The organism is Streptomyces sp. NPDC093568 (assembly GCF_044764945.1).
In the GTDB taxonomy this organism is placed as follows: domain Bacteria; phylum Actinomycetota; class Actinomycetes; order Streptomycetales; family Streptomycetaceae; genus Streptomyces.
Map to the genome: position 1 here is coordinate 61538 of NZ_JBIWJD010000017.1, position 26650 is coordinate 88187.

General features: G+C 70.8%; 24 protein-coding genes and 1 pseudogene. 10 read left to right on the forward strand and 15 right to left on the reverse strand.

Annotation, left to right across the window (positions count from 1 at the left end):
* Window position 1: 1 nt before the first annotated feature.
* Genes ACIRD7_RS39280 through ACIRD7_RS39295 form a run of 4 tightly spaced genes read right to left on the reverse strand, consistent with a single transcriptional unit; the run spans window position 2 to window position 5793 of the window.
* Window positions 2–1987, reverse strand: a complete 1986-nt coding sequence (locus ACIRD7_RS39280) for an AMP-binding protein (RefSeq protein ID WP_403460798.1) — start codon at window positions 1985–1987, stop codon at window positions 2–4.
* Window positions 1984–3159: a thiolase family protein gene (locus ACIRD7_RS39285; protein ID WP_403460799.1), complete on the reverse strand. Its 1176-nt coding sequence runs from the start codon at window positions 3157–3159 to the stop codon at window positions 1984–1986. Before ACIRD7_RS39285 ends, ACIRD7_RS39280 begins: the two co-directional genes overlap by 4 nt.
* 4 nt (window positions 3160–3163) lie before the next feature.
* Window positions 3164–4594 carry an MFS transporter gene (locus tag ACIRD7_RS39290; RefSeq protein ID WP_403460800.1) on the reverse strand — a complete coding sequence of 477 codons (1431 nt, stop codon included), beginning with the start codon at window positions 4592–4594 and terminating at the stop codon, window positions 3164–3166.
* Entirely contained in the window at window positions 4591–5793 is a 1203-nt protein-coding gene (locus ACIRD7_RS39295; RefSeq protein ID WP_403460801.1) for an alpha/beta hydrolase family protein, read from the reverse strand. The genes ACIRD7_RS39290 and ACIRD7_RS39295 overlap by 4 nt, the downstream gene beginning before the upstream one ends.
* Window positions 5794–5901: 108 nt before the next feature.
* On the opposite strand from ACIRD7_RS39295, the gene ACIRD7_RS39300 reads away from it, so the two are divergent.
* Window positions 5902–6519, forward strand: coding sequence for a TetR/AcrR family transcriptional regulator (locus tag ACIRD7_RS39300; protein ID WP_403460802.1), 618 nt, complete (start codon window positions 5902–5904; stop codon window positions 6517–6519).
* Here ACIRD7_RS39300 and ACIRD7_RS39305 read toward each other — a convergent pair.
* Window positions 6465–6773, reverse strand: coding sequence for a DUF2690 domain-containing protein (locus tag ACIRD7_RS39305; RefSeq protein ID WP_403460803.1), 309 nt, complete (start codon window positions 6771–6773; stop codon window positions 6465–6467). The genes ACIRD7_RS39300 and ACIRD7_RS39305 overlap by 55 nt on opposite strands.
* Window positions 6774–6942: 169 nt before the next feature.
* Here ACIRD7_RS39305 and ACIRD7_RS39310 point away from each other — a divergent pair, with 169 nt between their 5' ends.
* Entirely contained in the window at window positions 6943–7092 is a 150-nt protein-coding gene (locus ACIRD7_RS39310) for a hypothetical protein (RefSeq protein WP_403460804.1), read from the forward strand.
* A 531-nt stretch (window positions 7093–7623) separates the two neighbouring features.
* Window positions 7624–7836, forward strand: a pseudogene (locus ACIRD7_RS39315) (putative baseplate assembly protein); the annotation flags it as partial.
* Window positions 7837–8158: 322 nt separating this feature from the next.
* Here the strand turns inward: ACIRD7_RS39315 and ACIRD7_RS39320 are convergent.
* The 7 genes from ACIRD7_RS39320 to ACIRD7_RS39350 all read right to left on the reverse strand — a co-directional run bounded on the left by ACIRD7_RS39320 (window position 8159) and on the right by ACIRD7_RS39350 (window position 14986).
* Window positions 8159–9586 (reverse strand): aspartate ammonia-lyase, encoded by a 1428-nt coding sequence (locus ACIRD7_RS39320; RefSeq protein ID WP_403460806.1) that lies wholly within the window; start codon window positions 9584–9586, stop codon window positions 8159–8161.
* Between the two features lie 185 nt (window positions 9587–9771).
* Window positions 9772–10647 carry an amino acid ABC transporter permease gene (locus ACIRD7_RS39325; RefSeq protein WP_403460807.1) on the reverse strand — a complete coding sequence of 292 codons (876 nt, stop codon included), beginning with the start codon at window positions 10645–10647 and terminating at the stop codon, window positions 9772–9774.
* On the reverse strand, window positions 10644–11312 hold the full coding sequence (locus ACIRD7_RS39330) for an amino acid ABC transporter permease (protein WP_403460808.1): 669 nt from the start codon (window positions 11310–11312) through the stop codon (window positions 10644–10646). Before ACIRD7_RS39330 ends, ACIRD7_RS39325 begins: the two co-directional genes overlap by 4 nt.
* Before the next feature lie 81 nt (window positions 11313–11393).
* Window positions 11394–12236 (reverse strand): transporter substrate-binding domain-containing protein, encoded by an 843-nt coding sequence (locus tag ACIRD7_RS39335; protein WP_403460810.1) that lies wholly within the window; start codon window positions 12234–12236, stop codon window positions 11394–11396.
* A gap of 79 nt (window positions 12237–12315) precedes the next feature.
* Window positions 12316–13092, reverse strand: coding sequence for an amino acid ABC transporter ATP-binding protein (locus tag ACIRD7_RS39340; protein WP_367323253.1), 777 nt, complete (start codon window positions 13090–13092; stop codon window positions 12316–12318).
* A 350-nt stretch (window positions 13093–13442) separates the two neighbouring features.
* Window positions 13443–14300, reverse strand: a complete 858-nt coding sequence (locus ACIRD7_RS39345; protein WP_403460811.1) for a glutamate ABC transporter substrate-binding protein — start codon at window positions 14298–14300, stop codon at window positions 13443–13445.
* The gene (locus tag ACIRD7_RS39350; RefSeq protein ID WP_403460812.1) at window positions 14297–14986 is read right to left on the reverse strand and encodes a response regulator; all 690 of its coding nucleotides are present in this window, start codon (window positions 14984–14986) and stop codon (window positions 14297–14299) included. Before ACIRD7_RS39350 ends, ACIRD7_RS39345 begins: the two co-directional genes overlap by 4 nt.
* A 221-nt stretch (window positions 14987–15207) precedes the next feature.
* Here ACIRD7_RS39350 and ACIRD7_RS39355 point away from each other — a divergent pair, with 221 nt between their 5' ends.
* On the forward strand, window positions 15208–18222 hold the full coding sequence (locus ACIRD7_RS39355; RefSeq protein WP_403460813.1) for a response regulator: 3015 nt from the start codon (window positions 15208–15210) through the stop codon (window positions 18220–18222).
* Between the two features lie 349 nt (window positions 18223–18571).
* Here the strand turns inward: ACIRD7_RS39355 and ACIRD7_RS39360 are convergent, their stop codons facing one another.
* Complete coding sequence (locus ACIRD7_RS39360) at window positions 18572–18994, reverse strand: YjbQ family protein (protein ID WP_403460814.1); 423 nt, start codon at window positions 18992–18994, stop codon at window positions 18572–18574.
* A 134-nt stretch (window positions 18995–19128) separates the two neighbouring features.
* On the opposite strand from ACIRD7_RS39360, the gene ACIRD7_RS39365 reads away from it, so the two are divergent.
* From ACIRD7_RS39365 to ACIRD7_RS39385, 5 genes are all read left to right on the forward strand, one after another.
* On the forward strand, window positions 19129–19212 hold the full coding sequence (locus ACIRD7_RS39365; protein ID WP_313884353.1) for a putative leader peptide: 84 nt from the start codon (window positions 19129–19131) through the stop codon (window positions 19210–19212).
* A 145-nt stretch (window positions 19213–19357) separates the two neighbouring features.
* Complete coding sequence (locus tag ACIRD7_RS39370) at window positions 19358–20257, forward strand: ABC transporter permease (protein ID WP_403460815.1); 900 nt, start codon at window positions 19358–19360, stop codon at window positions 20255–20257.
* Window positions 20230–20976, forward strand: coding sequence for an ABC transporter ATP-binding protein (locus tag ACIRD7_RS39375; protein ID WP_403460816.1), 747 nt, complete (start codon window positions 20230–20232; stop codon window positions 20974–20976). Before ACIRD7_RS39370 ends, ACIRD7_RS39375 begins: the two co-directional genes overlap by 28 nt.
* Before the next feature lie 28 nt (window positions 20977–21004).
* Entirely contained in the window at window positions 21005–22030 is a 1026-nt protein-coding gene (locus ACIRD7_RS39380) for an ABC transporter substrate-binding protein (protein WP_403460817.1), read from the forward strand.
* Window positions 22031–22112: 82 nt separating this feature from the next.
* Window positions 22113–23198, forward strand: coding sequence for an NAD(P)-binding domain-containing protein (locus ACIRD7_RS39385; protein WP_403460819.1), 1086 nt, complete (start codon window positions 22113–22115; stop codon window positions 23196–23198).
* A gap of 44 nt (window positions 23199–23242) precedes the next feature.
* Here the strand turns inward: ACIRD7_RS39385 and mltG are convergent, their stop codons facing one another.
* The gene (mltG, locus tag ACIRD7_RS39390) at window positions 23243–24091 is read right to left on the reverse strand and encodes an endolytic transglycosylase MltG (RefSeq protein WP_403460820.1); all 849 of its coding nucleotides are present in this window, start codon (window positions 24089–24091) and stop codon (window positions 23243–23245) included.
* Between the two features lie 43 nt (window positions 24092–24134).
* Window positions 24135–25946 (reverse strand): ABC transporter ATP-binding protein, encoded by a 1812-nt coding sequence (locus ACIRD7_RS39395; RefSeq protein ID WP_403460821.1) that lies wholly within the window; start codon window positions 25944–25946, stop codon window positions 24135–24137.
* 93 nt (window positions 25947–26039) lie between these two features.
* Here ACIRD7_RS39395 and ACIRD7_RS39400 point away from each other — a divergent pair, with 93 nt between their 5' ends.
* On the forward strand, window positions 26040–26489 hold the full coding sequence (locus ACIRD7_RS39400; RefSeq protein WP_403460823.1) for a MarR family winged helix-turn-helix transcriptional regulator: 450 nt from the start codon (window positions 26040–26042) through the stop codon (window positions 26487–26489).
* Window positions 26490–26650: the final 161 nt, after the last annotated feature.

Sequence of the window (26650 nt, forward strand, 5' to 3'; positions counted from 1 at the left end):
TTCACTGGTCCTGCAGGGCGGTACGGATCGCGTCGAGGCCGGCCGGGTTGACGAGGGTGGACAGGTCACCGAGCGCCTCGCCGGTGACGAGACCGCGGATGAGCCGCCGCATCACCTTGCCGTTGCGGGTCCTGGGCAGCTCCGGTACGGCGACCACCCGGCTGGGCCGGAACGCGGGGCCGAGAGCGTCGGCCACCCGTGCGCGGATCCGCTCGGCTTCCGGTGCGCCGAGGGGCCGCCCGGCCGCCGGCACCGCGAAGCACCACAGGGCCTCGCCCTTGACGGGGTGCGGTATCCCGACCGCGGCCGCTTCCGCGACGGCCGGGTCGCCGACGACGGCGTCCTCGACCTCGGCGGGCCCGAGGCGTTTGCCGGCCACCTTGATGATGTCGTCGAGGCGGCCGTGGACGAACCACTCGTCACCGGTCCGGGAGACGAGGTCGCCGTGGGACCAGCGGCCCGGCCTCCGGCCGAAGTAGGTGTCGGCGAAGCGTTCCCGCGCTCGCCACAGTCCCCGGGTCATTCCGGGCCAGGAGTGCCGCACGACCAGTTCACCGACGTGTCCTTCGGGCGGCTCGGTGTCCTGGTCGTCCTCGATCGCCGCGTCGATGCCCAGGCAGGGCCCCGAGAAGCTGCACGGCGACTGGGGCAGGGTGGGCGCGGAGGCGAGCAGGGATCCGCCGACCTCGGTGCCGCCGCAGATGTTGATCACCGGGCAGCGTTTGCCGCCGAAGTCGGCGAAGTACCAGCGCCACGCCTCCTCGGTCCACGGCTCGCCGGTGGAGCCGAGGACGCGCAACCGGGACGGCGCCGGAGGCTTCGGGTCGCGGCCCATCAGCATGCGGGCCAGGCTGGGCGAGCTGCCGAAGACGGTGACCCCGTGGTCGTCGAGCAGCCGCCACAGGCGGGTGACGTCCGGATGGTCGATCGCGCCCTGGTACGCCAGGACGCAGGCGCCGGCGAGGGTGGCGCCCACGGCGACGAGCGGGAACATGATCCAGCCGGGGTCGGTGACCCAGAAGGCCACGTCGTCCGGCCGCAGGTCGAGGTTGTACCGGGTCTCGCTGCCGACCTGGACCGGGAAGCCGCCGTGGGTGTGCATCGCGCCCTTGGGGCGCCCGGTGGTGCCCGACGTGTGCAGCAGGAGGAAGGGGGTGGCGGTGGAGAGCGAGACGGTCTCGGCGGGCTCGGCGCCGGAGAGGCTGTGCCAAGTCGTCGTCGCGGGCCCCGGCGAGGCGGTCGGCTCGTCCTGCGACACGTCGCCCGCCCCGGAGGGCCTCGACGCACGGGGCGTTGCGCCCGGCTCTTCTGGAACGACGACGAGATGACGTACGCACGTGGCCTTTTCCAGTGCTGTACGGGCCACCGTCTCCATGTCGTACCGGCGGCCGTGCCGGGTGGCGGCCGCCGCGGTGACCAGGATCTTCGCCCCGGCGTCGACAAGCCGTACGGCGATCGCCTCGGGGCCGAAGCCGGAGAACAGCGGCACCAGCACGGCGCCGATGCGCGCACAGGCGAAGAGCAGGACGAAGGCCTCGGGACCGGCCGGCAGATACCCGGCCACCCGGTCGCCCTCCACGACCCCGAGGGCGCGCAGTCCGCCTGCCACCCGGGCGCTGCGGACGGCGACCTCGTCGTACGTGAGAACCCCCTTCGTGCCGTCCTCCCGCTCCCAGCGCAGTGCGGGAGCCCGCCCGCGCCCCTGCCGTAGATGGCGGTGGAGACAGGAGTCCACGAGGTTGGTGCGTCCGCCCGGGAACCAGCGGGTGAAGGCGATGCCTCCGGTGTCGTCGCACACGCGCGTCGGCGGCGTGTGCCAGACGATGCCGATGTCCGCCGCGGCCCGTTCCCAGAACCACTGGGGGTGGGTGACGGACCTGGTGTGCAGTTCGCGGTAGCCGCCGTCGATGCCGTGCTCGCGGCAGAAGGCCGCGATGTTGCCGTGTTCGGTGAACTCCGGCGTGGGATGCCAGACGTACTCGCTCATCGGGTCCCGTCCGGGTTCTCGATCAGTGCGGCGATTCCCTGGCCGCCGCCGATGCACAGGGCGATCACGGCCAACCGGCCGCCCGTGCGGCGCAGTTCGTGAGCCGCCTTGAGCAACAGGACGGTTCCCGTGGCGCCGATGGGATGGCCGAGGGCGATCGCCCCGCCGTTCGGGTTGACGCGGTCCGGATCGAGCTTGAGTTCGTCCATGACGGCCAGGACCTGGGCGGCGAACGCCTCGTTGAGTTCGATCACGTCGATCGCGTCCAGGGTGAGGCCGTTGCGATGCAGCAGGCCGCGGATCGCCTCGGCAGGGGCGACGCCCATGATCTCCGGCTCCAGCGCGGTGACGACCGCGTCGCGCAGCCGGCACAGCGGTGCGGCGCCGGGGGTGAGATCGGCCGAGCGCATCAGCAGCACGGCGGCAGCGCCGTCGTTGATGCCGGCGGAGTTCCCGGCGGTGATCGTGCCGTTCTGCGAGAACACGGGAGCCAGGCCGGCGAGCTTGTCCACCGTCGTGCCGGGCCGGGGATGTTCGTCCCGCTCCACGACGCCGCCCGGGGTGGCCACGGGCAGGATCTGCTCGTCGAAACGTCCCTCGCGGACGGCGACGGCGGCCCGGCGCTGACTCTCGGCGGCCCACCTGTCCTGGCGCTGCCGCGAGATGTCGTACCGGTCCGCCACCACCTCGCCCGTCATGCCCATCGGGTAACGCCCGAAGGGGTCGGTGACCAGGGAAACGGTGCCGTCCACGGTCGGCTCTCCCGGCACCTCGTCGGGGGCCCGTTCGCTGTAGTCGAGCAGCGGCTGACGGGTCATCGACTCGTTGCCGCCCGCCACGACGACGTCCGCCTCGCCGAGGGTGAGGCTCTGCGCGGCCGACCAGACGGCCTGCAGTCCGGACCCGCACAGCCTGTTGACGTTGTACGCGGGGGTCGTCACGGGCAGCCCGGCGGCCAGGGACGCACGCCGGGCGTTGAACGCGTCGGGGCCCACCTGGCCCACGCAGCCCAGGACGACCTCGCTCACGGCGCCGAGGTCCAGCCCACCGCCGACGACCGCCTCGCGGATCACGAGAGCGCCCAGCCGGTGCGCGGGAGTCGAGCTCAGTGCGCCCTTGTATCGGCCGATCGGGGTACGTGCCCCGTGGACGACGGCGATGTCTACGGGCATCGGGTCACTCCTTCGCTGTGGGCTCCGCGTCCGCACCGGACTCGGCGGACGCGCTGGAGGCGGCGGACACGCTGGAGGCGGCGGACGCGCTGGACGTCGCCGGGTGTGCGGCGAGCAGGGTGAGGGCGTCCCGGTCTGGTCGGATCAGGAGCGCCGAGACCACGGCACCGGCGATCAGCAGACAGGCGGCCAGGTCGAAGGCCCGGCCGTAGCCGGCGGCCTCGGTGGGCGCCGCGTCGATGATCCGCCCGGTGACATAGGGGGCGAGCAGGCTCGAGAGGGCGGCGAGGGCGTAGGAGAGGCCCAGGGCGGCGCTGCGCCGGCCGGCCGGGCAGATGTCCGCGATCGCCGCGTTGGTAAGGGGGGTCTGTCCGTTGCCCGCGGAGAACGCCAGGACCAGCAACGGCAGCAGGAGGGCGGCGGGACCCGCCCGAGTCGCGAGTAGCAGACACACTCCGGCGAGAAGCGGCAGCAGCGCGCCGACCAGTCCCTGCGCGACCCGGGCGGTCACCCCTCTCCGCAGCAGCCGGTGCGCGACGGCTCCCGCGGTGAGGACCAGGACGGCCATGGACAGGGCCGGCAGCCCGACGATCCCGCTGATCTCCGCGTCGCTGAAGCCCGCCTGTTCCTCCAGGAAGAGCGGCAGCCAGGCGAAACCCAGGGAGAGCGTCCACATGACCGCGAAGGTGGAGAAGGTGGCCCCGAGCCAGGTGCCCGTGGTGACGATGCGCCGGAAGGGGACCGTGGGGCGCGCCCGGTCGGCGGAGACCGTCGGAACGTCCCCCGCCGACGGGTCGTCGTCTGCCGGTCCGGGGCCCGGGTGTGCGGCGTACGGCCCGCCGCCGCCGACCCTCAGCCAGACCAGGGTCCACACCACCCCGGCGGCCCCGAGCAGGCCGAACGCGGCCCGCCAGCCGAGGGTGTTGGTGACCAGAACGACCAGCGGGGCGGCCAGGACGGTGCCCCCCGCGCCGCCCGCGACCACGACGGCCGAGGGCAGCGCGCGCCGCTTCTCCGGAAACCAGGTGAACGCCGTGTAGTTGGCCAGCGGGAAGCCCGGCCCCTCCCCCGCGCCGAGCACGACCCGGGTGGCGACGAGGGCTCCGAATCCTGTGGCGGGGAGGAGGATCGGCAGTTGCGCCGCCGCCCAGACGAGGGCGAGCACGGCGAGCAGGGGCCGGGGGCGGATGCGGTCGCCCAGGAAGCCGACCGAGACGGCCGAGAGGCTGAACAGGAGGTAGAAGCTGCTGGCGATGGTGCCGAACTCGGTGGCGGAGAGCCCGAGGTCGTCCTTGATGGGGCCCGCGGTCAGGCCGAGGACGGCCTTGTCAGCGGCGTTGACGACGATGAAGAGCGCCAGCAGGACCAGGACGGTGCGGGCCCGGCGGCGGGTGCCGTCCGCCGTGGCCGACCGGGTGTCCGCCCCAACGGTCATGCGCGGGCCAGACGTTCGTCGAGCCAGTCGAAGACCCGCTGGTGAAAGCGGAGTGTCGCGCCTTCCTGACAGTGTTCGCCGGCCCCTTCGGCGATGGTGAACAGCATCAGCTCCTTCGCGCAGCGCAGCGCATCGTGCACCCGCCGGGCCTCGCCGTGAAAGGGCAGGTCGTTCTCCGCGTCGAGGACGAGCGTGGGGCAGGTGATGTGCGCGGCCGCGGTGTCGAGGTTGTACGGAGCGCAGGCGCGCAGCGCCTCGGGGGGTGTCTTGGCCCCGAAGACCCACATGCCGTGCCGCAGGAACCAGCGCGCCTGGGTGCTCTGGGCCATGCTGACGGCCAGCGCGGGCCCGGCCACGTCGTCCCGGCCGTCCGTCACCCACTCGCCGAGGTGGGGCGGAATGCCGCGAAGGGGGACCTCGTAGAAGTCGTAGACCCCGTTGTGCAGGACGCACGCTGCGAAGCGGTTCTCGAAGGCCGTGGCGCGGGCGGCCAGCAGTCCGCCGAAGCTGGTGCCCCACAGCACAAGCCTCTCAGGGTCCACCTCCGGGCGGGTCAGGGCGTGGTCCACCACGGGTGTGACCACGTGTTCCCAGTCCGGCCGGAAGACCAGTCCCTGCTCCCGCCGGACGGACTGCTGGCCGGGGCCTTCGAAGGCGAGGACGTGGTAGCCGCGGCGCAGTGCCCCGCCGGCCACCATGAAGTACAGCTCCTCCAGGGTGGAGTCGTATCCGCCGTGGTGGATGACGGTGGGCCGGCTGCGGCCCGTGTCGTCCGCGAGGAACAGGTATCCCGGGAGGGTGGTGTCGTCGTAGGGGATCCGCAGGGGCACGACCGGAGTGTCGAACAGCTGTGCCGCCTGCGCGAAGGTCTGCCGCGAGCACCGGGCGAGGCGGGCGGACTCGAGGTCGGAGTCCCGGTCCTCGACGCGGAAGAAGTCGGCGGTGCGGTAGTAGTTCGAGGCCCGCAGGAGGGACTCGCGGGCGCTGACCCGGTGGCCGGCGGCGAGTGCCTCGGCACCGACACGGTGGAGGCGTTCGGCGACGGCGGTCCACCCCCGGCACCAGGCCTCCTCGTCGCCGTCGGGGATGTCGCGGCAGACGGCCAGGACCTCGCCGAGATCGGCGCCCGCGTAAGCGGCGTGCCCGGCCGTGCGCAGCGCCTGGAAGGAGAACGCCGCGTCGTCGAAGAGGAACTTCATCGGGACCCCTTTCGAGATGGAACGGAACAGATCCGTTCCGTCTCGCGCCGGAACGTACACCGGGCCCGGACGGAACGCAACCGTTCCGTCCGGTGTTAATCTCCCGCAGTGGAATCGACCAGCCGTGACGACGTCGACCGCAGGCCCACGGGCTCCGCGGTCCTGCGGGAGTCCGTGACCGAGACGATCAGGCGGGCTGTGTTCGAGGAGCTCGCCCAGACCGGCTTCGCGCGGATGTCGATGGAGGCCGTGACCCGCCGGGCCCGCGTCGGCAAGGCGGCCCTCTACCGCCGCTGGCCCTCCAAGGAGACGATGGTCGTGGAGCTGGTCTCCGAGGCCGCCGCCGAACACCTCCCCGCGACGGCCGGCTCCGGGTCACTGCGCGACGACGTCGAACGGTTCGTCCGGGACACCATGGCCGACCTCCGCCATCCACTCGTCGGCCGGATCGTCCCCGACCTGGTCGCCGAGTCGGCCCGCAACCCCTCGCTGAGCGCCGCGCTCCACGAGGCGGTCCTCGCCCCCCGGCGCGCCGCGGTGGCGACGGTGCTGCAGCAGGCGATCGACCGCGGAGAGCTGCCGGCCGACATCGACATGGGCCTGGCCGTCGACCTGTTCGGCGCCCCGTTGTACTTCAGGATGCTCGCGGTCGGCGGACCCACCGACGAGGCCTACGTCGCCCGCCTCACCCGCGCCGTCCTCGCGGCACTCGCCGCCAGCCGCTGAGCGAGGCCCCACGTCGCGACGCACTCGCGCGCGTCACCGGGCGCGGGCATGAGGCAGGCGTACAGCGCCGAGAGCTGTCGTGCCGGGACCATCTGCGTGAACAGGTACCCCCTGGCGTCGAACTTGTGGGCGACGGCGGCCCGTTGGGGCGGGCTTCCGGGAGCGGTGATCTCGACGCGATCGCCGACCCGGGTCTGCCGGATCCGTGTCCAGGCCGCATCGCATCGCGCACCGAACCTGATCTCGAGCCCCACTGCATCGACCTCGCGACGGCAGGGACCCCTGACCCGAGGCGCAGAAGGAGGCCAGCGAGAAGGTCTCGGCCGCGATCTGCCGCCACCACGGCTGGAGCGAACGTTCCGTCATCGGCCACGACGAGTGGGAGCCGGGCAGGCAGGACCCGCGCGGCTTACGATGGACGGCTTGCGCTCCCGCATCGCGGACCGCCTGCGGGTCAAGCCGGGCGGCGGCGGAGGCTCCGACCGCCGGCCCCAGCCCCGGCCCCGGCCCCGGCCCGAGTACGAGGCGCTCCCGGGCGCCGGTTCCTCCAGATCGGCCGCCGCGACCCGCTGATCACCGCCATGGGCAAGCGCCTGGTCGGGGAGGGCTGCGGCCGTTACGAGCAGGGCCCGAGCCCCGACCGCCGACAAGCGGGCAGACGGTCGCCAGGACGGTCCCGCTCGGTTCACCCCATGAAGCTCAAGCGCACCTGACGGCTCGGATTGTCCCTATTCGTATCCGCCAAACTCCGTTAGGACAACCGCCAAGGTACCCGAGCGCGGAATCTCCACTGGATGCGTCATCGGAATCACGTCGCATGAAGCGGGAACGAGAGAAACGCCAGGTCAGTGGGCTTTCGCGGTCCTTCGGGCGGGTGCCGGGGCCCTCAGAGCGTCAAAGGAGCGTGACCGGTCGAGGCGGGCCCCACCTTCCCGACGGGTTTCTCCTAGCTGGGTGCCAACGAGGTCCGGCGCTGACGGGTGATCACCTGCCGCCGATCACGCCATCGGGGCCGCTGGTACCCCGCATTCATTTCGCCGAACTCGATCGAGTCAGGCCCGCACAGCAGTGTGCGAGTCCGCCGGGGAGGAGGTATTCGGCCGGCAGCAACTCGTCCCCGGCGACGCCCTCCTCGGCCGCATCACCCGCCACCTCGACGAGCGCCGTCTCATCGGCACCCGTCTCGCCGTCGGCCCGCCCTACTACCAGGCCGTCACCGTGGTCGCCACCCTGCACGCGTTCCGCGGCGTCGACACCGACCGGGTGCGGCGCCAGGCACACGACGCCCTCTACCGTCACCTCGATCCGCTCACCGGCAAGCGCGGCGACCGCACCGACCTCCTTCCGGATCCTTCCGTCCCCCGCGTGTCCCCTGGCAGTCCCCCGAGAGCCTTCCCGGAGGAGGTGCGGGGGGTTTCAGCTGGATCGATGCACGTTGAGCCTGGGAGCAGTCGTGGTCTCGCACTCTCACGAGACGGAGTGCTGTCCTCAGACGGGCGCGCGAGAACACATGAACACGGTCCAGCGGCGGTAGTGGACCTTCCCACCTGCCGGGCCCTCCCTACGCGCCTCGCCGTTGGAGGGGGACGGCCGGTACCGGCGCCCGGCAAGGAGGCGAGAGGCGTCCGGCGGAACGGCGTCACATCGTGGATGCGTGCAGGTCGTGGCCCCCGGGGCGAGCCAGTGCCTCGGGGCGGAGGAGGCGGTGCAGCTCGTCGGAGGACAGCAGTCCTCGTCCGAGTACGACCTCGGCCACCGAGCGGTGTGTGGTGAGTGCTTCCTGGGCGGCGGCGCTGGCCTGGGCGTAACCGATGTGCGGGGTGAGGGCGGTGATGATGCCGATGGTGTTGTGGACGACGGCGTGGAGGTGTTCCCGGTTGGCGGTGATGCCGACGACGCAGCGTTCGGCCAGGGTCAGGCAGCCGGCCTGCAGGTTGGTGAGACTTTCGAACAGGCAGTGGGCGATGAGCGGTTCGAACGCGTTGAGCTGGAGCTGACCGGCTTCGGCGGCCATGGTGATGGCCATGTCGTTGCCGATGACCTTGAAGGCGATCTGGTTCACGACTTCGGGGATGACCGGGTTCACCTTGCCCGGCATGATGCTGGAGCCCGCCTGTCGCGGCGGGAGGTTGATCTCGCCGAGGCCGGCGCGCGGGCCGGACGAGAGCAGCCGCAGGTCGTTGCAGGTCTTGGAGAGCTTGACCGCGATGCGCTTGAGCACACCGGACAACTGGACGAAGACACCGGCGTCCTGGGTGGCCTCGACCAGGTCGGGGGCGACGGACAGCTCCAGGCCGGTGATGTCACGCAGATGCGCGCAGGCCAGTGCGGCGTAGTCGGGGTGGGAGTTGAGCCCGGTGCCGATCGCGGTGCCGCCCAGATTGATCTCCCCCAGCAGGGCACGGGCCTCGGCGAGGCGCTGCTCGTCCTCGCCCAGCGTCCGCGCGTAGGCGCCGAACTCCTGGCCGAGGGTCATCGGCACCGCGTCCTGCAGCTGGGTACGGCCGGTCTTGACGACGTCGGCGAACTCCTCGGCCTTCGTCTCGAAGGCGTGCCGCAGTGTGGCCATGGCACGCTGCAGGCGTTCAGTGGTCTCGTGCAGCGCGACCTTGAGGGCGGTGGGGTAGGCATCGTTGGTGCTCTGCCCGGCGTTGACGTCGTCCAGGGGGTGCAGGTGCCGGTACTCGCCGCGGCTGTGCCCGAGGAGCTCCAGAGCCCGGTTGGCGATGACCTCGTTGGCGTTCATGTTGGTGGAGGTGCCCGCGCCGCCCTGGAACACGTCGACGACGAACTGGTCGTGGAGTTTTCCGGAGCGGATCTCCTCACAGGCGCTGATGATCGCTTCGGCCTTCGCCGGGTCCAGCAGGTCAAGGTCGCGGTTGGCCGCCGCCGCGGCCTGCTTGACCGCTGCCAGGCCGTTGACCAGGTCGCGGTAGGCGGAGATGCGGATCCCGGTGATGGGGAAGTTGTGCACCGCCCGGAGGGTGTGTATGCCGAAGTAGGCGTACTGCGGTACGGGTTCGTCCCCGAGAAGGTCGTGCTCGATGCGGAACGGGTCCTCCGCCATGATGCGTACTCCTGAATCCGGCCGCGGGGGCCAGGCTTGGGGTGATGGCTGCCGCTGGGACGTGCAGCCGACCGTTGGGGAGATGAGCCGTCGACGCGGCCAACGGCCCGGGGGCGGGTGAGGAACGCCCACGCCGCCGGCCCGGGCGGGTTCGCGAACTGCGACCGCCCGGCCTGTGGTTCGGGTCAGACGGATCCGACCGGCTCGGCCGCCGGAGCGACGGCGGGGTCGCCGCCCGTCGTGGACCGCGTCCTCCGGCCGCTTCCGATCTTGCGCCGCAGCCACTGGGCGACGGCGTCGAGCGCCATGTTGAGGAGGATGAAGATCGAAGCCACCAGCATGGCCGCGGGGATGACGTTGGAGAAGTTCGCGGCGATTCCGTTCAGGCCGCGGTCGACCAGTTCGTCGTAGCCGACGATGAACCCGAGGGCGGAGTCCTTCAGCAGCACGACGAACTGGCTGACGATGGCCGGCATCATCGCGGTGATCGCCTGCGGCAGAAGGATGAGGTGCATGACCTCGCCCTTGCGCATGCCGAGCGCCTGCGCCGCCTCCATCTGCCCCGACGGCAGGCTCTTCACGCCCGCCCTGAGGGTCTCCGCGATGACCGAGCCGTTGTACAGGGTGAGCCCGAAGACCACGGCGGTGAACGGGGAGACGTTGACCCCGATGATCGCGTAGGAGCCGAAGAAGGCGAAGAAGATGAGCAACAGCAGGGGGACCGCTCGGAAGAACTCCACGATCGACGCGGCGGGGATGCGGATCCAACGGTGCTCCGACAGCCGGGCTGTGGCGAACACCAGGCCGAAGACGGCTGAGAACACGATGCCCAGCGCCGCGGCCTGGAGCGTGCCGAGCAGGCCGGGCACGATGAAGGTCGTCCAGACCTCGCCCCGCAACAGGGGCCGCCACTTCTCCGCGTCCCACTGCTGCTTGGCGTCGAACCGCGTGTAGATCACGTACGCCAGGCCGGCCAGCGCGACGGCGAAGACCGCGGCCAGCAGCCGGTTGCGGCGCACACCCCGCGCACCGGGGACCTCGTACAGGTTCGCGTGGCTCATCGGGCCACCTCCAGGCGGCGGGAGAGCCAGCCGAAGAACAGGCCGGTCGGCAGACACAGCACGACGAAGCCGGCGGCGAACCCGAGGAAGATCTGGATCACTTGGTCGCCATACACCTCGATCATCTCCCGCATCCGGACGGATGCCTCCGCGACACCCGCCACCAGGGCGATGGTCGTGTTCTTGGTCAGGGCGATCAGGATGCTTCCCAGCGGCATGATCACCGCGCGGAACGCCTGGGGCAGGACTATGAGCCGCAACGTCTGGACGAAGCTCAGCCCGGCCGCCCGTGCCGCCTCCGTCTGCCCCAGGGGGACGGTGTTGATGCCCGCCCGCAGGGCCTCGCACACGAACGCCGACGTGTACGCGGTCAGGCCGATGACGGCGAGCCAGAAGTTGTTGGTGTCGATGCGGTCGGAGAACTCCACACCGAGGTTGGCGCCCACACCCAGGCTGGTGAACAGCAGGATCAGAGTGAGCGGTGTGTTGCGTGCCACGGTCACGTACACCCGGGCCGCGGCGCGCAGTACCGGAAGCGGGGAGACACGCATGCCCGCGAGAACGGTACCCAGGGTGAGAGAGCCGAGCGCGCTGAAAACGGTGAGTCGCAGGGTCATCCAGAACGCGGCGAGGATCGTCCCTCGCTCGGCCAGCAGTGCGTCCATCAGGGCCTTACTTCGTCGGGGCGGGCAAGGGCCGGGCAGTTGCGCTGCCGTCTCCGGTTGCCCGCCGTCCAGCGGTTGCCGTCAGTACCGGTCGAGGCGCGGGGTCTCGGGAACCTTGAACCCGGACGAGCCCAGGCTGGACTCCACCGCGGCCTTCCAACCGCCGCTGTCGAACATCTTCTTCAGGGCGTCGTTGATCGCGTCCCGGCCCTTCTTGTCGTCCTTCTTCAGGCCGATGCCGTAGTTCTCGGTGCTGAAGGTCTTGCCGACCAGCCTGAGCTTGCCGGGGTGCTGCGATGCGTAGCCGGCCAGAATGGCGTTGTCGGTGGTGATCGCGTCGAGCTGACCACCGAGCACCCGGTCCACGCAGGCCGAGTAGCTGCGCTCCTCCTGGAGCTGCACCTGCTTGGCGTAGCTGTCCTTGATCTTCTGGGCGGAGGTCGAGCCGGCGACCGAACACAGCTTCTTGCCGTTGAGCGAGTCGGGGCCGGTGATGGACTTGTCGTCGGCCCGCACCAGCAGGTCCTGGCCCGCCACGAAGTACGGACCGGCGAAGGAGACCTTCTGCTTGCGCTCGTCGGTGATGGAGTAGGTGGCCACCACCATGTCGACCTGCCCCTGCTCCAGGAACGCCTCGCGGTTGGCGGACACCGTCTCCTTGAAGGTGATGTTCTTCGGGTCCACGCCGAGCGCCTTGGCGACATAGGTGGCCACGTCGATGTCGAGGCCCTTGAAGCTGCCGTCGGGGGTGCGCAGACCCAGGCCCGGCTGGTCGGCCTTCACACCGATGACGAGCTTCTTGTCGTTCTTGGCCTTGTCGACGACGGACGCGTTGCTGTCGCTTCCGCTACCGCCCCCGCAGGCGCTGGTGGCCAGCGCGACCATCACGGTGGTGAGAGCGGCTGCGATCAGTCTCTTGGACATGGTGAATCCCCTGGTTTCCCGTGGTGAGTGGACAAGTTGACAAGTGGACAGGCGTGGCTGCGTCGGCCCGAGGGCCGGCTCAGTGGGTGAGGATCTTGTCGAGGAACGACCTGGCGCGTTCGCTGCGCGGGTGGGAGAAGAAGGCATCGGGGCTGTTCTGCTCCACGATCTGGCCGTCGGCCATGAACACCACGCGGTCGGCGGCCCGGCGGGCGAAGCCCATCTCGTGGGTGACCACGAGCATCGTCATGCCGTCGCGGGCCAGGGACGTCATCACGTCGAGCACCTCGTTGACCATCTCCGGGTCGAGCGCGGAGGTCGGCTCGTCGAAGAGGATCACCTTGGGGTCCATGGCCAGGGCCCGGGCGATGGCCACCCGCTGCTGCTGACCTCCCGACAGCTGGGCGGGGTACTTGTCGGCCTGGCTGGCGATGCCCACGCGGTCGAGCAGTTCGCGGGCGCGCTGCTCGGCGGCCTTCCGGTCCTGCTTGAGGACCTTCACCGGGGCGATGGTGACGTTCTCCAGGACCGTCTTGTGGGCGAAGAGGTTGAACCCCTGGAACACCATGCCGACCTCGGCGCGCAGCCGCGCCAGTTGCCTGCCCTCGGAGGGCATGGGCGTGCCGTCGATCATGATGATGCCCGAGTCGATGGTCTCCAGCCGGTTGATGGTGCGGCACAGAGTGGACTTGCCGGACCCGGAAGGTCCGATCAGCACGACGACCTCACCCCGGCTCACCGCCAGGTCGATGTCCTGCAGAACGTGCAGGCGGCCATAGTGCTTGTTGACCTTGTCGAGCACCACCAGATGGGTGTTCGCCTCCTGCTGCCGTCCTGCCGGCAGGTTCTTGGTCATGGGCACACGCCTCTCCCTTTACTGGTGATCTGCCGCCGCGATGCCGTTCCCGGTGGCGATGGCGATACCGTAGGAGCGGCTTTTCGCCGCAAGGGACTTGTGCGCCTTGTGCTCAGCGTGAGGGCGCCGGAGGCGTCGGTTCGGCCGTCCGGCCCGGCAGTCGGTGCACTCCCACGGCGTCCGGGCGCACCGATGCCGTACGGCTCGCCGCCGAAGGGGCTGCCCAGCAGCCGTACGGAGTCGGGGTGTTCACTCGTCGCTCCGGCGGGATCCGGCATGCGGAAGCCGGGCCCGCGGCAGTTTCCAGGGGGAACGGCTCGTCCCCGCAAAGGAGTTGCGTGGGTCTTTGCTCAGCGTGACGGCGTCGGTTTGGCCGTCTTCAGGGACACGCCCATCACGCCGATGGTGTCCCGGAAGACCTCGTCCCAGCGCCCGTCCGTCAGGAAACGGCGGATCAAGCCGTTGAGATAGCCACGGAAAACGCTGTCGCCGCGGCGCACACCGATGCCGTACGACTCCCTGCCGAAGGGACTGCCCAGCAGCCGTAGGGAATCCGGGTGTTCGCTCATCAGCCCCAGCAGTATCGAGTCGTCGGTACTGATCGCGTCGATCCGCCCCTCGAGCAGAGGAGACACACACTCGCTGTAGTTGTCCACCACCACCAGCCGGGCATGCCGAAGCCGGTCCCTCAGCCGCTCCAGGGCGGTGGAACGGGCGCCCGTGCACACCGTTTTGCTGGCGAGGTCGGTGAGGTCGGCGACGGTGCGCATGTCCGTGTCCGTGGTGCGGACCAGTACGTCCTGCGCCGAGTGGTAGTAGGGGTCGGTGAAGTCCACCAGCTTGCGGCGCTCGTCGCTGATCGAGTACGTGGCCACCACGATGTCCACCACGCCCCGGTCGAGGAAGTCCTCCCGGTTGCGGGGCATCGTCTCGATGAACCGGATGTTGTGCTCACTGCCGGTGAGGTCCCGGGCCACCATGCGCGCGATGTCCGCGTCGAAGCCGGTGATCCACCCCGCCGAGGGGTCCTTGTACCCGAACAGCGGCAGGTCGAACTTGATGCCGACGGTGAGCACGCCCCGCTCCCTGATGCGGGCCATGGTCGAGTCCGTGGGGAATCGCGCCGCGGAGCCGCCCTGCCCCGCCGGGCCGCAGGCGCCGAGCACCAGACCACCCAGGGCGGACAGCACGGTTCTGCGGACGATCACGGCGCCCACAGGCGGTAGCGGTGCTGGGGCCGGCCCGTCGCGCCGTAGCGCAGGCTCTCCACGACCTGCCCCTGCTCGGTGAGGTACTCCAGGTATCGCCGGGCGGTCGCCCTGCTGATCCCCACCGCCTCTGCGGTCTCGTGCGCCGACAAGTCCGACTCGGCGGCGGCCAGCGCATCGAGTATCGACTGCTCGGTGGGGGCCGAGACCTTCTTGGGGCGGTTGACCGGGTCGAGGTGCAGCGAGCGGAAGATCCGGTCGATCTCCTGCTGTTCCACCGCCCGATCGCCCCAGGACAGGCGCGCCAAGGCCGTCGCGTACCGGTTGAGCGTCTGCTCCACCGTCCCGGTCCGGGTCGGCTTGACAAGGTAGTGCAAGGCGCCGCGCTGCATGGCCGCGCGCACGGCGGCCGAGTCTCTCCGGCCCGAGATCACGATGATGTCCGGCGACTGACGCCCCGGCTGGTGAAGCTGGTGGGCCAGGTCGAGCCCCGGCATGTCGGGCAGATGAAGATCCAGGAGTATCAAGTGCGGAGCGAAGCGGCGGGCCGCCGCCAACCCCTCACGGCCCGTGTGGGCGATCGCCACCACCCTGAACCCGGGAATGCGTTTGACCTGCGCACGCAGGGTGGCGGTGACGACCGGGTCGTCATCCACGATGAGAAGGGTGATGTCGCTCACCGCCATCGCCATGCTCCTCCCGATGTGGCGGCCATGCCGACGCTGCAGGGTCACAGGATTCCGGACCGAGGGGCGTGTCCCGGGCCTTTTGTTCCTTGTGCTCACGGCGTCGCGCCAATTGTTGACGGACCGCATTAGCATCTGGCAACACTCGCCGCACGACCGCGGCACAACTGTTAGGTCCACCCGTTCCGCCGGAGGTGAGCGCGCTGGGATGGCGATCTGCCGTGACCGGACGGCGCGCGTCCGCACGGTCCGGTCGAGGCGGTGACGGCGACCTGCGCTGGCTGCTGGCGGTGGCCCTGCTGTGGGTCCTGCTCGGCCTGCTCCCGCTCGGCCTGCTGACCTCGTCCAGCATCAGGCTGTCCGATCAGGCGGTACGCAGTGAGGTACGCGACCGGGTCCAGACGACGGCCTCGGTGAGCCGGGTCGTGGTGGAGCAGCAGATCGGCTCCTTGAAGCAGCTCGTCAGCGCGTACGCCGAACGGCCGGGCGTCCGCTCCGCGGTCGCCCCGGGCTCCGGTACGCCGGCGCCGGCCCTGGCCGGCACCCTCCGGGAACTGGCGCGGATGCGGGCCGGCATCAGCGGCGTGATCGTCACCCGTGCCGACGGACGGCTGATCGGCGCGCAACCGCCCAGCGAGTTGGTATCGGACGTGCGCGGCACCGACTGGTACCGCGCGGTCAGCAGGCAGCAACAGGCCTATGTGTCACAGGCGTACACGCCCGCCATGCGGGGCATGTCGCGTGCGGTGGCCGTCGCGGCCCCGATCCGGGACACCCGCGGCCGGCAGGTCGGCATCCTGGCCGTCGTCTACAGCCTGGACGCCATCCAGACCTTCGCCTCGGAGGCGGCCGCGGCCCAGGGCATCCAACTGCTCATCACGGACCAGACCGGTGTCCTGGTGGCCGACCCGAGGGGCAAGCTGTACGCGCTCACCTCCCTGCGCGAGGACCCTCGGGTGGACGCGGCACTGGCCGGCCGTACGCTCTTCACCACCCAGCGCGGCTTGGACGGGCCGGTGCTGTCGGCCTCCCGGCCCATTCCCGGCATCGGCTGGACGGTCACCGCGGAGGTGCCCGCCGACGAGGCGCTGGCCTCCGCCGGACGGCTGCGCGACCGGGTGCTGACCGTCGCGGCCCTCCTCGCCGCACTGATCCTGGTCGGGCTGGCCTTCCAGATGCACACCAGCCGCGGCCGTCGGCGGGCGCAGCGGACCCTGGCACGGTACGCGCAGGCACTGGCCCGGGCCCGGGACGAGGCCGTGACCGCGTCAGCGGCGAAGTCCGAGTTCCTGGCCAAGGTCAGCCATGAGATCCGCACGCCGATCAACGGCGTCCTGGGGATGAACGCCCTGCTGCTCGACACCCGGCTGGACGACGAGCAGCGGCATTACGCGGGCACCGTGCAGGAGTCCGCGCAGAACCTCCTCGGCCTGCTGGACGACTTCCTCGACCTGTCGAAGATCGAGGCCGGCCGGCTGCGCATCGAGTCCGTGCCCTTCGACCTGCCGCGGCTGTGCGACGAGGTGGTGGCGCCGTTCGCCCCGCACGCTCAGCGGCAGGGGCTGTGGCTCACGCTCCACCTCGCCGAGGACCTGCCCCAGCACGTCCTGGGCGATCCGGTGCGGCTCCGGCAGGTGCTGACCAACATCCTCGGCAACGCGCTGAAGTTCACCGTCCAGGGCGGTATCGACCTTCAGGTCGCGCTGGAGGGGTCGGCCTCCGCGCCGGGCGGTCCACCTGCCGCCGACCCGGCGGTCCTGCGGTTCACCGTCACCGACACGGGCATCGGAGTCGGCCCCGAGGACCGCGACCGCGTCTTCGAGACCTTCCGCCAGTTGGACTCCCCCATCACACGCCGCACCGGCGGCAGCGGTCTGGGCCTCGCCATCAGCCGGCAGCTGGTCGAGCTGATGGGAGGCAGGATCGGGCTGGACAGCGTGAAGGGAGTGGGAAGCCGCTTCTGGGTGACCCTGCCGGTGCCCGTCCTCACCTGGACCGCCCCAGCCACCGGACAGCTGGGCGGCCGCCGCGTGATCATCGCGGACGCGGACGACGAGAGCCGCGCCCTGGCCGACCGCATGCTGACCGGCGCGGGTCTGACGGTGGACCAGACGGCGGACGCAGCGGCTGCCCTGGCGGCGCTACGCAGCGCGGCTGCCGACGAGACACCCTTCGACCTGGCCGTGATCGACCTGCATATGACGATCGCCGGGGGCGGCTCGCTCGCCGAAGCCGTCCTCACTGATCCCCTGCTCGGTGCCACCGGTGTCATCGTGCTGCTCAGCCCGGGACGCACCGGGGCCCCATGGCCGGCCGCCTCCCGTCCGCAGGAGCGGGCCGTGCAGTCGGTCACCCGCCCGGTGAGCCGCCGCCGACTGCTGGCGGCGGTCGAGAACACCCTGGGTACGGACGGCGACCAGGGGGGCCACCCGGACCTTCCGCAGCACAGCGTGCCCAGGCCGGGGCACCGGGCGGCCACCGCCGCGGAGACGACGGTTCGCATCCTGGTCGCCGAGGACGACGAAGTCAGCTCCCAGGTGGCCCAGCTGGTGCTGCGGCGGGCCGGCCACCATGTCGACGTGGTCGGCGACGGCGAGCAGGCGGTGCGGTCGGCGCTCCACGGCCGGTACGACCTCGTCCTCATGGACTGCCAGCTCCCGGGTATGGACGGCCTCGCGGCCACCACCGAGATCCGGCGGCGCCAGCCGGACGGTGAACGCGCTGCGATCGTCGCCATGACGGCGGCGGCCATGCCGGACGACCGCGCCCGTTGTCTGGAGGCGGGCATGGACGACCACCTCACCAAACCCGTGGACTGGCAACAGGTGCTCGCCCGGGTCTCCGTCTGGACGGGGATGCGCACCGGCGAGCCCACCGGGCCGGAGGAACCGGAGATCGCCGCACAGCTGTCGGATCTGCCCCCGGAGGCAGTCGCCGAGATCGCCGAGGCCTTCGCCACCGCGGCCCCGGAGACCCTGCGACGTCTCCGGGACGCCGTGGACTCCGGGGACTTCCACACGGCGGGCATGGCGGCGCATCGCCTCAAGGGCAGCTGCGCCACCGTCGGTGCCTCCCGCGCCGCGGACCTCTGCCGGCACCTCGAACAAGCCGCGCACACTCGCTCCCCGATGTCGACCGGCGATGACGCTCTGGCCCGCCTCGACCACGAGCTGCGCCTGGCCGTTGACGAACTTCGGGGCCTGGCCGGGAAGGGCCGGGCCGGGCAGTACTTGTGAACAGCGGATCCTCTCCGTGGGGCCGAGCAGGTGACTCAGAGGCACTGAAGAGACGTTTCCGCAGGTCAGGGTAGTTACTGGTGGGCCGGGTGGGACTCGAACCCACGGCCGACGGATTATGAGTCCGCCGCTACGCCCAGCCCATCCGAACCACGGCCGACCAGAGACAAGGCCAGGAGCCCGCAAGAAAGGTGACACGCACCTTCCGCTGCTCGGACAACACAGCAGCACCCCTGCCTGCAGCTTCATCGTTCACCGCATCGCTCGATGTCGGCTGCGGGTGGACTGCAGAGTGCGAGCCGGACTCCTTCCGTCCGGCCGGACTTCAGACCAACAGTCGGCACCCTCGTCACGCAAGGAACGACAACCGCACCTGGCGACGAGGATTGTCCTTGTTCGTATCCACCAGACACACCGACTGCCAGGTCCCGAGCTCCAGCCGCCCGCCCAGCACCGGAAGCGTCGCGTGCGGCGGGACGATGGCCGGCAGGACGTGGTCGCGGCCGTGGCCGGGACTGCCGTGGCGGTGCTGCCAGCGGTCGTCGGCGGGGAGCAGGGTGTGCAGGGCGGTCAGGAGGTCGTCGTCGCTGCCGGCGCCCGTCTCGATGATCGCGACACCGGCCGTGGCATGCGGCACGAAGATGTTCAGCAGGCCGTCGCGGCCCGCCGCCGCCTCCCGCAGGAAGGCCTCGCAGTCACGGGTGAGGTCCACGACCCGCTCCGCGGAGCCGGAGGCGACGTTCAGGACTCGGGTGGTGAAGGCGTCTGACATGTCTTCCATCCTCGCCCATGCGGCGCGCTTCGGCTGCGAGGGGACGGCCGGCCGGAGACCGAACCGTGACACGCAAGGTCCACTTCGCGAGACACCGTTGACCGTCGCCGCGCCATCTGGCTACTTTTTGCGGCATGTTGCGTTCAGCCCTGCTCACCACGCGCGGTCACATCGACCTGCTGCGGGTGGCCTCCGCCGCGTGTCGCCGCGGCCGCTGACGCCTTCCCCCCCTCGCGCCCTCGCGCCTCGCGCCTTCGCGCTGTGACGGCACCGCCCCACCCGTACGTCTGAGCTCTCCATGAGACGGGGCGGTGCCCCGGCACGCACCCCCACCGGTCGCTCGCCCCCGTGGAGCACTCACCCATGAGCATCAGCCATGCCCCGCCCGGCTCTGCAGAGACGGATATTTCAGATATATCTGGCTCATCCAGCCGCAGGATCGCCGAAACACCCTCCCCACCGGACCTCGTCCCCCTCGTCCCCGCCTCCTCCCGCCGCACCCGCGTGCCCCGCTGGCTGCGCCGCACCACCGGTCCCGTCCTGCTGCTGATCCTGTGGCAGGTCCTCAGCGCCACCGGCGTGTTGACCGCCGACGTCCTCGCCTCGCCCGGCCGCATCGCACAGGTCGCGGGTGACCTGATCGCCGACGGCTCGCTGCCCTCGGCGATGGCGATCTCCCTTCAGCGCGTCGCGGCCGGGCTGGCGCTGGGCACGGTCGTCGGCACCGGACTCGCGCTGGTCTCGGGCCTGTTCCGGATCGGCGAGGACCTCGTGGACGCGCCCGTGCAGATGTTGCGGACCGTGCCCTTCGTCGGGCTCATCCCGCTGTTCATCATCTGGTTCGGCATCGGCGAGGCACCCAAGGTCGCCATCATCACGCTCGGTGTGACCTTCCCGCTCTACCTCAACGTGTACGCCGGTATCCGCGGCGTGGACGCCCAGTTGATCGAGGCCGGGGAGTCGCTCGGGCTGTCCCGGTGGGGTCTCGTACGGCACGTCGTGCTGCCCGGCGCGCTGCCGGGGGCCCTGACCGGCCTGCGCTACTCGCTCGGCATCGCCTGGCTCGCCCTCGTCTTCGCCGAGCAGGTCAACGCCGACTCCGGCATCGGGTTCCTGATGGTGCAGGCAAGGGACTTCCTGCGGACCGACGTGATCGTGGTCTGCCTGATCGTCTACGCCTTCCTCGGCCTGCTCGCCGACTTCATCGTCCGCTCCCTCGAAAGGCTGCTGCTGCAATGGCGACCGACGTTCACCGGCCGGTGACTCCCCCAGCCACCCAGGCCGTCCACGTCGAGGGGCTGACCCGTTCCTTCGACGGCCGCGCGGTCATCGACGACCTGCGCCTCGACGTCCGCCGCGGCGAGTTCGTCGCCCTGCTCGGCCGCAGCGGCTGCGGCAAGTCCACGCTCCTGCGCATCCTCGCCGGCCTCGACCGCGACATCGAGGGCACCGTCCTGGTGCCGCGCCGCAAGGCCGTCGCCTTCCAGGCGCCGCGGCTGATGCCGTGGAAGAAGGTGTGGCGCAACGTGCTGCTCGGACTGCCGGGCAAGCCCGTGCGCACGGTCGCCGAGCAGGCCCTCAAGGAGGTCGGCCTGGACCACCGTACGGACGCCTGGCCCAAGACGCTCTCCGGCGGCGAGGCACAACGGGCCTCCCTCGCACGGGCGTTGGTCCGTGAGCCCGATCTGCTGCTGCTCGACGAGCCGTTCGGCGCGCTCGACGCGCTCACCCGCATCAAGGCCCAGCGGCTGGTGGGCGAGTTGTGGCAGCGGCGCGGCTGCGCGGTCCTGCTGGTCACGCACGACGTCGAGGAGGCCGTGCTCCTGGCCGACCGCGTCCTGGTGATGGACGACGGGGTGATCGCGCACGAGCAGCGCATCGACCTCGACCGCCCCCGCGACATCACCGACCCCCGGTTCGCGGAACTGCGCGCCGGCCTCCTGGAGCGACTCGGCGTCGACACCGCCGCCGAAGCCGCCTGAACATCACCCTCCCAGAACGGAAAGACCCATGCGACGACGCCTCGTCCCCGCCGCGCTCCTCCTCCCCCTCGCGCTCCTGCTCACCGCCTGCGGCGGGAACTCGGCGGCCGGGACCTCGACCGACGTCGACGGCCAGGGCTCCCTCACGCTCAACGTCGGTGACCAGAAGGGCGGTTCGGAGGCCATCCTGCGGGCCGCCGGAGAGCTCAAGAACCTGGACTACAAGATCAAGTGGTCGACCTTCACCTCCGGTCCGCCCCTGCTGGAGGCCGTCAACGCCAAGGCCGTCGACATCGGCGGCGTGGGCAACACACCGCCAGTGTTCGCGGCGGGCGCGGGCTCGAAGATCACGGCGGTGGCCGCGTTCAAGGGCACCTCCAAGGGTGACGCGATCCTCGTGCCGAGCGACTCGACGCTGACCGCGCCCGAGCAGCTCAAGGGCAAGTCGATCGCCGTGGCGCAGGGCTCCTCCGCCAACTACCAGCTGGTCGCCTCCCTCAAGGCGGCCGGGCTCGGTCTGAGCGACGTCGACGTCAAGTACCTCCAGCCGGCCGACGCGCTGGCCGCGTTCACCGCCGGCAAGGTGGACGCGTGGGCGGTGTGGGACCCGTACACCTCGCAGGTGCTGTTGTCCAAGAAGGGCCGCGTCCTGACCACCGGCGACGGCATCACCAACGGGCTCACCTTCCAGGTGGCGGCGCCCTCGGCCCTGAAGGACAAGAAGAAGGCCGCCGCCATCAAGGACTATCTGGAGCGGCTGCGGCGGGCCACCTCGTGGGTGTACGAACACCAGGAGGAGTGGGCCAAGGTCTGGGCGAAGGACACCGGGCTGCCGTACGAGGTCGCGCTGGCCTCGGTGAAGCGGACCAACGCCACCCGGATCTCGGTCGCGGTGGACAAGCCGCTCATCGCCTCGGAGCAGGAGATCGCCGACACCTTCACGGGGTTGAAGCTCATCCCGAGCAATGTGGACTTCGGTGACTTCGTGGACCCGCGGTTCAACGGCAACCTGCCGCCGTCGACCACTCGGGCGCGTGCCTCGGTGGGTTCCTGAAACATCGGTCATCTCGAGCCTCCCTGGTCCCTGGTCCCTGGTCCCGGGGAAGATCCGAGCCCCCGAGACGGTTGATGGAACCGTGAACATTGCTGAGGCGGTCGAGGAAGTCGACGTGGTCGTCATAGGCGCTGGTCAGGCGGGTCTGTCCAGCGCCTACCACCTGAAGCGCACCGGTTTCGAGCCGGACCGCGACTTCGTCGTCCTCGACCACGCCCCCCGTCCGGGCGGCGCCTGGCAGTTCCGGTGGCCGTCGCTGACGTACGGCAAGGTGCACGGGATGCACTCGCTGCCCGGCATGGAGCTGACCGAAGCCGACCCCTCGCGGCCGTCGTCGGAGGTCGTCGGGGAGTACTTCGACTCCTACGAGCGGACCTTCGACCTGCGGGTGCGGCGGCCCGTCGCGGTACGTGCCGTGCGCGAGGGACCGGACGGGCGGCTGCTCGTCGAGAGCTCGGCGGGGACCTGGGCGACGCGGGCGCTGATCAACGCGACCGGCACCTGGGACCGCCCGTTCTGGCCGCGATACGCCGGTCAGGAGACGTTCCGGGGACGGCAGTTGCACACGGCGCAGTACGCCGGGCCGCGGGAGTTCGCCGGGCAGCGGGTCGTGGTCGTGGGCGGCGGGGCCTCCGGTACCCAGCATCTGCTGGAGATCGCTCCCTACGCCGCCGCCACGACGTGGGTCACGCGGCGCCCTCCGGTGTTCCGTGAGGGCCCCTTCACTGAGGACGTGGGCCGGGCCGCGGTCGCGCTCGTCGAAGAGCGGGTCCGGCAGGGACTACCGCCGAAGAGTGTGGTCTCGGTCACGGGGCTGCCGCTAAACGACGCCATCAAGCAGGGGATCGCGGACGGCACCCTGGACCGGCAGCCCATGTTCGACCGGATCACACCGGACGGCGTGGAGTGGAACGACGGGCGGCACGTCGAGGCCGACGTCATCCTGTGGGCGACCGGCTTCCGCGCCGCCATCGACCATCTCGCCCCGCTGCACCTGCGCGAGCCGGGCGGCGGCATCCGGCTGGAGGGCACCCGCGCGCTCGCCGACCCCCGTGTCCACCTGGTCGGCTACGGCCCCTCCGCCAGCACGATCGGCGCCAACCGGGCCGGCCGCGCGGCCGTACGGGACATCCGGCGGCTGCTGGCCGAGGAGCCGCTGGCCGCGTGAGGCGCCGACCGGGCGGATCAGCCTCCGCATGACGTCCCGTCGGGTCACGGCGTGGCGGTCGTGCTCGCCTTCTGCTGGGCGTTGAACTCGGCGACGTTGCGCTGGTGTTCGGCGTAGTCGGCCGTGAAGCGGGTGTCGCCGGGCTTGACCGTGACGAAGTACAGCCAGTCGCCCGCCGCCGGATTGATCGCGGCGCGCATCGCCTCCTCGCCCGGGTTGTCGATCGGCGTGGGCGGCAGGCCCATGCGCTGGTACGAGTTGTAGGGGCTGTCGACGCGGGTGTCGGCCTCGGTCGTCCTGATCGTGGAGCGGTTCAGCGCGTAGTTGATCGTGGAGTCCATCTGCAGCGGCATGCCGCGTTCGAGCCGGTTGAAGACGACCCGGGCGACCTTGGCCATGTCGGTTTTGGTGGCCGCCTCGGCCTGGACGATGCTCGCGATCGTGACCGCCTGGTAGACGTTCATGGCGTTGCGCTGCGCGCCGGCGGCGATCGGGGCGCCGCTGAACTTCTGGTTGGCGGTCGTGACCATCGCCTTCAGCAGGGACTCCGGCGTCACCCTGGTCCCGCCCCGCTCCAGCGGATACGTCGCCGGGAAGAGGTAGCCCTCCGGGTTGCCCTCGGCGTCGTTCGGCAGCTTGAGGGCGGCCTTGCGGAGGGACTTCTTCGTGCTGCCGGCCGGCAGGGAGAGCGCCTTGTCGATCGCGGCGTAGACCTGGCTCGCCCGCCAGCCCTCGGGGATCACCAGCGAGGTCGGCTGTGCGACTTCGTCCTCCGTGACCAGCAGCGGCACCGCCACGGCGGTGCCGGCCGCGACGGCGCCGGCGGCGATGAGGGCGATACGGCCCCGGCGCGTCAGTCGAATCGTGCTCCGTGGCGGAGTGTTGAAGTACATGCGGGAACGGTAACCCGCACATGCTTACAAACCCGGCATATCGTCACCCCGTCGGCTCCAGTCGGGCGTCCCGGCGAACCAGCGCCGCATAGCGCCCGTCGCGCTCCAACAACTCCTCGTGCGTGCCGCGTTCGGCGACGCGCCCCGCGTCGAGCACCACGATCTGGTCGGCGCCCCGAATGGTGGACAGCCGGTGGGCGATGGTGAGGGTGGTGCGGTTGGCCGACAGGGCGTCGATGGCCTCCTGTACGGCCTGTTCGGTGCGGGTGTCGAGGGCGCTGGTCGCCTCGTCGAGGATGAGGACCGGCGGGTCGCGCAGGATCGTGCGGGCGATGGCCAGGCGCTGCTTCTCGCCGCCGGAGAAGCGGTGGCCGCGCTCGCCGACGACGGTGTCGTAGCCGTCGGGCAGCGACGCGATGTGGTCGTGGATCTGGGCGGCCCGCGCCGCCGCGTACAGCTCCTCGTCGGAGGCGTCCGGCTTGGCGAAGCGCAGGTTCTCGGCGACCGAGGCGTGGAAGAGGTACGTCTCCTGCGAGACGACGCCGACCGCGCGGGCGAGGGTGTCGAAGTCGAGGTCGCGCACGTCGACGCCGTCGAGGGTGACCCGGCCGCCCGTCACGTCGTACAGCCGTGGCACGAGGTGGCCGAGCGTCGACTTCCCGGCGCCGGTCGGGCCGACGACCGCGAGGCTGCCGCCCGCCGGGACCGTGATGTCGACGCCGTCGAGGATCGCGCCGCGCTCGCCGTCCTTGCCGTCGTACCGGAACTCGACGTCCTCGAAGCGGACCTCGCCCTTGACGTGGTCGAGATGGATGGGCTCGTCCCGCTCGGTGATGTCGATGGGCAGGTCGAGGTATTCGAAGATGCGCTGGAAGAGCGCGAGCGAGGTCTGGATCTGGACGCCGGTGGACAGCAGGCTGACGGTCGGGCGGAACAGCCCCTGCTGGAGCGAGACGAAGGCGACGATCGTGCCTATCGAGACGTGCGGGCCGCCGAGTTGGAGGGCCATCCCCGCGGTCCAGTAGATGACGGCGGGCATGGCGGCCATGACCATGCCGATGACGGCCATGCGCCAGCGGCCGGCCATGTTCGACCTGACTTCGAGGTCGACCAGCCGCTCGGACTCGTCCGCGAAGGTGTCGGTGAGCGAGCCGGAGCGGCCCATCGTGCGGCCGAGCAGGATGCCGCTGACCGAGAGCGACTCGGTGACGGTGGCGGCCATCGCGGCCATCTGCTTCTGCCGCTGCGTGGTGATCTTCTTGCGTTCGTTGCCGACGCGGCGGCTGATCCAGACGAAGACCGGAAGCAGCAGCAGCGACACGACGGTGAGCCGCCAGTCGAGGGCGATCATCGCGACGATCGTGGCGACCACGCTGGTCAGGTTGGAGACCAGGGAGGTCGCGGTGGAGGTGACGGTGGCCTGCATGCCGCCGATGTCGTTGGCGATGCGGGACTGGACCTCGCCGGTGCGGGTGCGGGTGAAGAAGGCGAGCGACATGCGCTGGAGGCGGCCGTAGACCGCGGTGCGCAGGTCGTGCATGACGCGCTGGCCGACGGTGGTGGAGATCAGCGTCTGCAGGACGCCGAAGACGCCGGCCAGGACGGCGCTGAGGATCATGCCGAGCGCGAGCAGGCCGAGCAGGCCGGTGCGGCCCTCGGGGATCGCGACGTCGAGGATCGCCTTGAGCAGGAACGGCGTGGCGACGCCGACCAGCGACGAGGCGCCGACGAGAAGGCCGACGACGGCGAGCCGTCCACGGTAGGGGCGGAAGAGCCGGAGGATGCGGCGCACCTGCCGGGGCTGTTCCTGCTGCGTGCCGGAGGGCTTCCAGGTGGGTTCATGGTCGGGGTGCATGGGCTCCTACGGAGGGGTGACGAGGAGGACTGACGGAGCTTAGCTCATTGTTACCTATGCTCACAATGCATATGGTCCTGATATTGTTCCCGCATGACCACCCCCGATCCCGACGGCCCGCTCGCCGAGCAGCTGCTGCGCTTCACCCGCCGGGTGCACCGGATCCAGAAACGGCACCTGCAGGAGTGCGGCCTGGGCGTCACGCCTGCGCAGTCGCGTCTGCTGCGCACGCTCGCGCACTATGAGTCGCCGCCCCGGATGGCCGATCTCGCCGAGCGGCTGGAGGTGGTCCCGCGCGCGGTGACGACGCTGGTCGACGGGCTGGAGGCGAGCGGGAAGGTACGGCGGGTGCCGGATCCGACGAACCGGCGGGTGATCCGGATCGAGCTGACCGCCGACGGCCGCAAGGCCCTGCGGGAGCTGCACGGCGCGCGCCGCTCGGCGGCGGAGGAGATCCTGGCGCCGCTGACGGACGAACAGCGGGCGGTGCTCGGCGAGTTGCTGGACACCCTGATCGACGGGGCCGCGGGCCGAGGGTGCTGAACGCGGAGGGCCGCGGGCCGAGAGTGCTGAACGCAGAGCGCCGGGGGCCCCCCCCCCCCCCGCCGGGGGGGGGGGGGGGGGGGGGGGGTTGGGGGGGGGGGGCGGCGGGGGGGGGGGGGGGGGGGTGGTGGTTTTTTTTTTTTTTTGTTTTTTTGGGGTGT